Below are 9,603 nucleotides of genomic sequence, written 5' to 3'. Positions count from 1 at the left end.
AAGATTACTTAAATTTTACAGAGTTAGGTCAACCCTTGGTGGATGCAGCATTTTTAGCTGAAGCTTTAATAAGAGCGCCAAATCAACTTTGGGCAAATTTAGATAAAGTAACACAACAACGTGTTCTTAAAGAGTTCAAAAAAACAAGAACAATAGCTCCTTTTTATATGAATTGGTTATTATTCAGTGGAATGATTGAAGCTGCTTTGTTAAAATTTGAAGGTGAAGCAGATATTATGCGAATTGAATATTGTTTGATGAAACACGACGAATGGTATTTAGGAGATGGAATGTATGGAGATGGACCAGATTTTCATTGGGATTATTACAATAGTTTTGTAATTCAGCCAATGATTTTAGATATACTTAATGTGCTGAAAGAAAAAGAAGAAGTGCTAAAAAATCATCCACACAAAGATAAATTTATTACCAACGCAAATATATTTTTCGAGAGAGCACAACGTTATGCTGCAATTCAAGAACGTTTAATATCACCAACAGGAACCTATCCAGCCATAGGACGTTCGTTAGCGTATAGGTTTGGAGTTTTTCAAGCATTATCACAAATTGCATTATTTCAAAAATTACCTAAAAATGTTAAACCAGCCCAAGTTAGGGAAGCATTATTTACGGTCATTAAAAATCAATTGTCTGCACCAGGAACATTTAACGAAAAAGGATGGTTAAATATTGGTTTTTACGGACATCAAAGATCAATAGCAGAAAGATATATCACTACTGGTAGTTTGTATCTGTGTAGTACTGCTTATTTAGTATTAGGCTTGCCAAAAGATGCACCATTTTGGTCTGATTCTTATGAAGATTGGACTCAGAAAAAAATATGGTCTGGTAAAGAAGCGATCATAGATCATGCTTATTATCCAAAGAAAAATTAATAAATATGATGTGTTTGACAAATATTGGAATTCTTAGAAACTTTTGCATTTTGTTTCTAAGCATTCCGTTTTCATTTTCTCAAACCAAGTCAGAGAGTCTCGTTGGTATGGGATGGAGTGGAAATTCTATCAATACAGTAATTTTCCGAAACAATGCTTTAACATCTTTTGATGATTATCAGTTTACTGCCTATTATAACCAAGATGGATATATGGTCTTAGCAAAACGAATGTTAGATTCTGATGTATGGGAAAATCATATTACCAAATACAAAGGAAATGTAAAAGATGCTCATAATAGTATTAGTATTGTAATTGATAATCAAGGATTTTTACATGTAAGTTGGGATCAGCACAATACTCAGTTACGATATGCTACAAGTAAAGAACCCATGGGTTTAGAATTAACTGATGAATTAGAAATGACTGGATTGCAAGAATCCAAAGTTACCTACCCCGAATTTCACAATCTTCCTAACGGAAACCTTTTATTTATGTATCGTTCTGGAGAATCTGGAAGAGGAAATACTATTTTGAACGAATATAATATTGAAACTAAGAAATGGCAGCAGATTCAAAGTGATTTTATTAGTGGAGAAAATCTAAGAAGTGCATATTGGCAAACCACAATAGATACAAAAGGAAATGTTCATATATCTTGGGTATGGAGAGAAACATGGGATGTTGCCAGCAATCATGATTTATGCTATGCTATTTCAAAAGATGGTGGTTTGACTTGGGAAAAATCAACTGGTGAAAAATATCAATTGCCCATTACCCATAAAAATGCGGAAGTGATTTATCATATTCCTCAACATAGCAATTTAATCAACCAAACATCCATGGTTGTTGATTCAAATAATGTTCCTTATGTTGCTTCCTATTGGAGTAGTGAAAAAGGAGAAGCACCACAATACAAGGTGGTACACAAAAGAGATAATAAGTGGCAGTTGATCGATACTAAATTTCATAATTCAACTTTTAGTTTATCGGGCGGTGGTACAAAAAAAATACCGTTTTCAAGACCAAAAATTTTAGTAAATAATGGCAAACTATTCTTATTGTTTCGAGATGAAGAAAGAGGCAATAAAATAACTTTGGCCAACACTGAGTTGAGTGAAATCAACTGGAGATTAAATGATATTTCAAACAAAGATGTAGGTCAATGGGAGCCAAACTATGATTTGTATCAGTGGCAAAACAATAATGAACTGCATATTTTTTCTCAGCGCGTTCTTCAGGAAGATCAAGAAGGAATAACAGATATTCAATCACAACCAATTAGTATTATAGAATTAAAAAACTTTCAAAATGAATAGATGTAAAATTATATTAAGTACCATTTTATTAGTTAGTGTTTTCTCATGCCAGCAGAAAACCAAAAATGGCTCCGATAAAGAAACTGATCATAGTTTGCTAGAAAAAGTAGATAGTACTTTACAAATCACAGCAAAGCAATATTCATATTTAAGTGAACAAGTAAAACTTGGCGAATATCCAAGAACTTTTGAAAATGACACTTTAGTTACTAGTAATTCTGGTTGGTGGTGTAGTGGTTTTTACCCTGGTACGTTACTTTATTTAGATGAAGTATTGGGTGCACCTAAATTAAAAAAAGAAGCAATTTCATTTTTAGATGACCTTAAAAGAGAACAAACTAACACAGATACCCATGATTTAGGCTTCATGATGTATTGTAGCTTTGGAAATGCAAATCGATTAGAAGCAAACAAAGACTATCAAACTATTTTAATGAACAGTGCAAAATCTTTATCAACGCGTTACCATGATAAGGTTAAAGCAATTAGATCATGGAATAGTGAACCATGGAATGATGCTGGAGAAGGTGATTTGGTTGTAATTATTGATAATATGATGAACCTTGAGTTGCTTTTTTGGGCTACGGAACATAGTAATGATAGCACGTATTATGACATTGCAATCAATCATGCAGAAACCACATTGAAAAATCATTTTAGAGATGATAACAGTTCTTATCATCAACTTATCTATGACGAGGAAACAGGGAATGTTAAAGCAAAAATCACAAGGCAAGGTTTTGCTGACGCTTCAGCCTGGGCTCGTGGTCAAGCTTGGGGATTATATGGTTACACAGTAATGTATAGAGTAACAAAAGATAAAAAATACTTGAATCAAGCAAAGCATATTGCAGATTTTATTTTGACTCACCCTAATCTTCCTGAAGATAAAATTCCGTATTGGGATTTTAATGCACCTAACATTCCAAATGCCTATAGGGATTCTTCGGCTGCTGCAATAATAGCATCGGCACTTATAGAATTAAGTGGTTATGTGGAGGATGAAAAGGCTGAGGTTTATAAAGGAAATGCCAAGAGTATGTTAGAAAGTCTATTATCACCAGAATACTTTGCAGATTATAAAGAAAATGGTGGTTTTCTTTTAAAGCACGGCGTTGGTCATAAGCCTGCAAATAGCGAGGTAGATGTGCCTTTATCTTATGGTGATTATTACTTGGTAGAAGCAATGTTACGTTATAAAAAACTTAAAGAATCCATCAATTAAACAAACATGTTATGTATTGTTTTTTGTCATCAGGACAAGATTTTTTTATTTCTAAGTATTCGAAGAGTTAAACAAGTTATTTTGCATTTTGGTTTTATTTCAATGTATGCAAAAGCCACACAATGTGTATATATTATTTAGAGAATAATTATAATTAAGGTTATTCCATTCAACTTTTAAAATTAAAATAATGAAACATTTTCTATGGATATTTTTAATATTGTGTTTAAGTTTCAACTTGGTTACAGCTCAAGACAATCTCATAATTAACACTGAAGGTAGAGAAACTGTGTCCTTAAACGGAACTTGGTTTTATATTATTGATCCATACGAAACAGGGTTTTATGACTATCGATTTAAAGAAAGACCTGAGACTGATCCAGGTGCATATTGGAACAAACTTGAATCTACAAAAAAATCGGATTGGACAGAACACGAATTTAAAAGTCCTAATACAATAAATGTTCCAGGAGATTGGAACTCTCAAGATCCAAAATTCTTATTCTATGAAGGTACTGTTTGGTACCAACGAAATTTTGATAAGCCAAAAGCAATTAACAATAAAGATTTATATCTTTATTTTGGTGCTGTAAATTACGAAGCACATGTGTATTTAAATGGAAAAAAGTTGGGAATGCACAAAGGTGGATTCACAGCTTTTAATTTCAAAATTTCGGAAAACCTATTAAAGGAAAAGGATAATAATTTAGTAGTTCATGTAAATAACAACCGCTATCCAAATGAGGTGCCTACGGTTAATACAGATTGGTGGAATTATGGAGGTATTACAAGAGATGTAAAATTGGTGATTACACCAAAACAATACATTCAGCAGTATCATATTCAGTTGGCTCAAAATCAGGATATATTAAAATCTATAAAGAAAAAACGTTTTCAAGTAGAAGGCTGGATTAAATTAAATAAACCATTATCATCTGGCGAAGTTTCAATTACTATTCCTGAACTGAAGTTGACTAAGAAATTTCAAGCAAGTGGAGATTCTATAAAAGTAAATTTTGAAGCTAAAAAATTAAAGTTATGGTCTACAGAAAATCCCAAGCTTTATGATGTCGTTTTCAATTTCAACAATAATTCTATAGCTGATAAAATAGGATTTAGGAAAATAGAAGTTGATGGCGAAAAAATTCTATTGAATGGCCGACAAATATTTCTCAGAGGAATTAGTATACACGAGGAAATTTCTGAAGAGCAAAGACGCGCAAATAGTAAAAAAGATGCTGAAAGATTATTCGGAAAAGTTCAAGAATTAAATGCCAATATGGCTCGATTAGCACATTATCCACACAACGAATACATGCCTAAATTGGCAGATTCTTTAGGCATACTATTGTGGACAGAAATACCTGTGTATTGGACTATTGATTTTGATAATCCTGAGGTGTATAAAAAGTCGGAAATTCAATTAAAAGAAATGATTACACGAGATAGAAATAGAGCTTCTGTTATTATTTGGAGCGTAGGAAATGAAACACCTGTAAGTAAATCTCGAACAAATTTTATGACAAATCTTGTAAAAAAAACCAAGCAATTAGACGATACCAGGTTAGTGGCAGCAGCACTTGAAGTACATTATAATAATGGCTTCAATTTTGTTGACGATCCTTTAGGTGCATATACTGATATTATTGCACTAAATGAATATTTAGGCTGGTACATTGGTACACCAGAAGCTTGTAAAACAGCAGAATGGAAGCTGAAGTATAATAAGCCATTTTTTATTAGTGAGACAGGTGCAGGAGCAAAAAGTGGATATCATGACGTCAAAGAAGCGCGCTTTAGTGAAGAGTATCAACAGTGGTATTATGAAGAACAAATAAAAATGTTCAAAAATCAGTTCCCTAAGAGCTTTAGTGGATTATCACCATGGATTTTAACCGATTTTCGTTCACCAAAAAGACATAATCAAACGTATCAAAGAAATTGGAATCGTAAAGGATTGATTGGTGATCAAGGAAATAAAAAGTTAGCCTTTTTTACATTACAAAATTATTATAAAGAATTGGAAGCTAAAGAAAATCAAAAAAATAAATAGTATCGCATTAGTTGTTTGTAGAAATATCATTTTATGCAAAAAAATAAAATTAAAAAGATAAAAAAAGAGCCTTTCACATTTCTCTTAGCTTTTTTGATGACAATTTGTAGTTTCGGACAAATCGTAAATTCAAAAATTATAGATAATGGTGGAAGTGGCCCATACAAAGCAGTAGGAGTAACTGAAAAAACCTTACCTGATTTTGTAGTATATCGTCCTTTAGATATCAAATTGGTAACAAAAACAGATGGGAAATTGCCTATAATAGTTTGGGCCAATGGTGGCTGTATGGATTCTTCTATTCATCATGAAAGACTATTAACAGAAGTTGCTTCTCATGGCTATATTATTATTGCTATTGGTAAATTACAAAGGACACTTGAGGAAAGACAACATAAAAATACACCAAACAAAAAACTTCAAGTTGCAGTAGATTGGATTACAGCACAAGTAACTCAAAAAGAAAGTGATTATTATCAATTGGTAGCTATAGATAAAATAGCAGCATGTGGTATGTCTTGTGGTGGTGCTCAAGTTATGGCAGTTGCAGATGATAAACGAATCAAAAAGTATATGATGTTTAATTCTGGTATGGGAGATATGACTATGGCAGGTGCTAGTAAAGCATCTTTAAAAGCATTGCATGGTGAAATAATTTACATTTTAGGAGGGGAAACAGATGTCGCTTATAATAATGCACTTTTAGATTTTGAAAGAATCAATAATGTTTCTGTGGTTTTCGCAAGTTTAGAAAATGTAGGACATGGAGGTACTTTTAAGGAAGAGTTTGGTGGCTCATTTGCTCGTTTAACTTTAGATTGGTTGGATTGGCAATTCAAATCAAAAGATAATTCGAACATCTTTTTAAAGCAAGATTTATCAAATTACAAAGGTTGGACTTTGAAAAATAAAACGAACTAATTCAATAAAATATTATGAAAACATTTATAGTAAACAACGTAATCTTGATATTCCTATTTTTTTCTTTGGTTTCATGTAAAAACCATAATTCAAATGTAGAATTAGAAAATCAATCTAAAAAGAATGAAATTTCTTTAAAAACGGATTATAAAACGATTACAGTTACTAAAGACATACCTTACCGAAAAGGAGATAGCGATTCTTGGAAACTTGATTTAGCCATGCCAGAGAATTTTGGTAGCGAGTTACGTCCAGCATTAGTAATAATTCATGGTGGTGGTTGGCGTTTTGGTTCAAAATCGGTAGATGTGTATCAAAAAATGATGGTCGCATATGCTCAAAAGGGTTATGTAACTATTAATGTTGAGTATAGATTAACAGGAGAAGCAGAATTTCCAGCTTGTATAGAAGATGTAAAATGTGCTGTAAGATGGCTTCGTGCTCATGCTAAAGAATTAAATGTTGACCCAAATCGTATTGGAAGTTATGGGCATTCTGCTGGAGCACATTTGTCTATGATGCTTGCAATGACCGATAAATCTGATAGTTTAGAAGGCGATGGTGGCTGGGACAATTACTCAAGTAAGGTAACAGTTGCTGGTGCTGGTTCACCTCCAACAGAATTGGGTAGAGATGTGCCTATGGCAAAAAAAGAATGGTGGCCAATAGGTTATGTTGCTGCCAATCATCCACCTATGTTTTTAATTCAAGGTACAGAAGATGCTGTTGTTTTACCAGAAAGAACTAGAGATTTTGTAGAAAAGATGAAAGCTGCAGGTAACACCAATTTAAAATATCTTGAAATGAAAGGGAATCATGGAATAGCTTACAATGGGCAGCTAGAAATTACGGATCCTGCTTTAGAAAATTTCTTTGATAAATACTTAATGAAATAAAATTAGAAGAAATTATAATAACATACAATTATGAAAAATATATACCTATTCACTTTAGTATTTTTATCGCTATTCTATAGTGGATGTTCAGTAGCGCAACCAAGTTGGAAACCAGATGATTCAAAAGGTTTTTTAGCTCATGATCCTGTAATGATTAAGCAAGGTGATGTGTTTTATTTATTTACAACTGGTGGAGGAGTTGCCAAAAGTACAGATTTAGAAAATTGGGAGAGAATAAAACCAGTTCCAAGTGACTTAAAATGGGTTACAAAAGATATCATTCCTGGATATAGAGGACGTGGATACTGGGCTCCTGATATTCAATATTTAGATGGTACATATTACTTATATTATTCACCTTCTGCTTTTGCTAAAAACACCTCTGCAATTGGTGTAATGACAAATAAAACCTTAGATCAAAAAAGCCCAGATTATAAATGGGTAGATCATGGAATGATTCTCAAATCGATACCAGGTCGTGACTTCTGGAATGCCATTGATGCCAATGTTTATTTTGAAAAAAAATGGGGAGGTAAAGTAACAGGTTGGTTATCTTTTGGTTCTTTTTGGGGTGGTCTTAAATTAGTAAAGTTAGATTCTACAATGAAAGCGTTGGCAGAACCACAAGAATGGTACACCATTGCTAAACAAGAAAGAACTTTTGGTATGCCAGATACAGATCCAGGAGATGGTACCATAGAAGCACCATTCATTTATAAAAGACATCAATATTATTACCTGTTCGTATCAACAGGTTATTGTTGTAGAGGATTAGACAGTACTTATAAAACAGTAGTGGGTCGTTCTAGGGATATAAGAGGCCCTTATTTTGATAAGGAAGGAAAACCTTTGTATGCTGGTGGAGGTACTTTTGTTGCTGGCGAAACAGATGAGTATGCTGGTATTGGGCATTCTGCTGTTTATGATTTTGATGGAAAAACCTATTTTGTTGCGCACGCTTATGACAAAGAAGATAAAGGACGCTCAAAATTACTAGTTAAGGAAATTGAATGGGATAGAGCTGAATGGCCAACAGTTAAATTTTAATTTAAAATGATGAAAAAATCCAATCTTGCTTTCATATTATTGGTATCCATTTTTTTTGGATGTCAAAACGCTAAGCATCAAAAATCAGAAACACCTCAAAGTTTTAAAAAAGATGTTGATTTAAAAAATCTTAATATCAATAAAGAAAAAATTGCAGAGATTGATGCTTTGTTACAATCTTATGTTACTAATAAGAAGGTAAATTGTGTTACAGCTTTTTTAGCTAAAGGCGGAAATATTATTTATAACAAATCATTTGGATTTAAGGATATTGAAAATAATATTCCAGCTAGTGTGGATGATTATTATGTGTTATTTTCTCAGACAAAAGCAATTACTACAGTCGCATTTATGACTTTAGTAGAAAAAGGATTAGTAGCCATAGACGATCCTGTATCCAAATATTTTCCTCAAATTCCAAATCAGGTGGTAACAAAAGTAAATGAGGATGGAACCTACGAAACTCGACCTGTAAAATCTCCAATGACTTTCGCTCATTTAATGTCGCACTCATCAGGGTTAAATGCTGGATTGGTAAAAGAAATTCGAGCAAAAGAAAAAAGAAAAAGTACAGAATTAAGTGAGTTTGGAAAAGTTGAAACTGATTCAATTCCTAATGGTCAAAGAAGTTTTGGTGGAAATCCAAAATCTGAATATTTAGAACAAGAAATGATGGATTTGGTAAAATACCCACTTGGTTTTGATCCTGGTTCAGAATGGAACTATCACATCAGCACTAATATGTTAGCTTATTTAATTGAACGTATTTCTGGGAAATCATTACAGGAATATGTAAACGAAAATGTATTAAATCCTTTAGGGATGAATGATACAGACTGGTTTTTTACACCAGAAAAACTATCCAAATTTGTAAAACCATACAATTATGTTGATGGTAAATTAGAACCTGGATCAATGATGTATGCGAAAGGAGCTGTAAGTGAAAAACAAACTTATGCAGAAGGTGCTATTGGTTTAAACGGACCAATTAAAGATTATGCCAAGTTTTGTCAAATGCTTTTAAATAAAGGAGAATTCAATGGTAACCGTATTTTAAAAGCAGAAACTATTGAACAAATGACAACCATCAATAGGCTTCCAAAAGTAAATTCAGGAGGTGAAAACTTTCATTTTGGATTAGGATTTCAATTAGCCAATGAAAAAAATAAACATATTGATGCTGTTTCAAACTCAGCATTTTGGTGGGGTGGTTTAATGGGTACAGAATACATTATCGATCCAGAAA

8 protein-coding genes are annotated in these 9,603 nt (G+C 32.6%); all 8 read left to right on the top strand.

Features of this window, described 5'->3' with window-relative positions; all coding sequences use genetic code 11:
- The coding region (locus tag ACTG3S_RS13135) for a DUF2264 domain-containing protein (RefSeq protein ID WP_439129796.1) at positions 1–896 on the top strand (896 nt) is incomplete at its 5' end.
- 14 nt (positions 897–910) lie between these two features.
- The gene (locus ACTG3S_RS13130; protein WP_439129795.1) at positions 911–2,215 is read left to right on the top strand and encodes a BNR repeat-containing protein; all 1,305 of its coding nucleotides are present in this window, start codon (positions 911–913) and stop codon (positions 2,213–2,215) included.
- Entirely contained in the window at positions 2,208–3,440 is a 1,233-nt protein-coding gene (locus ACTG3S_RS13125; protein ID WP_439129794.1) for a glycoside hydrolase family 88 protein, read from the top strand. The genes ACTG3S_RS13130 and ACTG3S_RS13125 overlap by 8 nt, the downstream gene beginning before the upstream one ends.
- Before the next feature lie 190 nt (positions 3,441–3,630).
- The gene (locus ACTG3S_RS13120) at positions 3,631–5,493 is read left to right on the top strand and encodes a glycoside hydrolase family 2 protein (protein WP_439129793.1); all 1,863 of its coding nucleotides are present in this window, start codon (positions 3,631–3,633) and stop codon (positions 5,491–5,493) included.
- 33 nt (positions 5,494–5,526) lie between these two features.
- On the top strand, positions 5,527–6,414 hold the full coding sequence (locus ACTG3S_RS13115; RefSeq protein WP_439129792.1) for an alpha/beta hydrolase family protein: 888 nt from the start codon (positions 5,527–5,529) through the stop codon (positions 6,412–6,414).
- Between the two features lie 14 nt (positions 6,415–6,428).
- The gene (locus tag ACTG3S_RS13110; protein WP_439129791.1) at positions 6,429–7,310 is read left to right on the top strand and encodes an alpha/beta hydrolase fold domain-containing protein; all 882 of its coding nucleotides are present in this window, start codon (positions 6,429–6,431) and stop codon (positions 7,308–7,310) included.
- Positions 7,311–7,340: 30 nt separating this feature from the next.
- Positions 7,341–8,357, top strand: a complete 1,017-nt coding sequence (locus tag ACTG3S_RS13105; RefSeq protein ID WP_439129790.1) for a family 43 glycosylhydrolase — start codon at positions 7,341–7,343, stop codon at positions 8,355–8,357.
- Between the two features lie 9 nt (positions 8,358–8,366).
- Positions 8,367–9,603, top strand: a 1,237-nt coding sequence (locus ACTG3S_RS13100; protein WP_439129789.1) for a serine hydrolase domain-containing protein, incomplete at its 3' end; no start/stop codon positions are given.

Source organism: Polaribacter sp. (assembly GCF_965656025.1).
GTDB lineage: Bacteria > Bacteroidota > Bacteroidia > Flavobacteriales > Flavobacteriaceae > Polaribacter.
This window is presented reverse-complemented; position numbering and strand designations above follow the sequence as displayed.

Excerpts from the sequence above, each read along its gene's own strand:
- ACTG3S_RS13125 (WP_439129794.1), top strand. The coding sequence starts at position 2,208 with ATGAATAGATGTAAAATTATATTAAGTACCATTTTATTAGTTAGTGTT.
- ACTG3S_RS13120 (WP_439129793.1), top strand. The coding sequence starts at position 3,631 with ATGAAACATTTTCTATGGATATTTTTAATATTGTGTTTAAGTTTCAAC.
- ACTG3S_RS13115 (WP_439129792.1), top strand. The coding sequence starts at position 5,527 with ATGCAAAAAAATAAAATTAAAAAGATAAAAAAAGAGCCTTTCACATTT.
- ACTG3S_RS13110 (WP_439129791.1), top strand. The coding sequence starts at position 6,429 with ATGAAAACATTTATAGTAAACAACGTAATCTTGATATTCCTATTTTTT.
- ACTG3S_RS13105 (WP_439129790.1), top strand. The coding sequence starts at position 7,341 with ATGAAAAATATATACCTATTCACTTTAGTATTTTTATCGCTATTCTAT.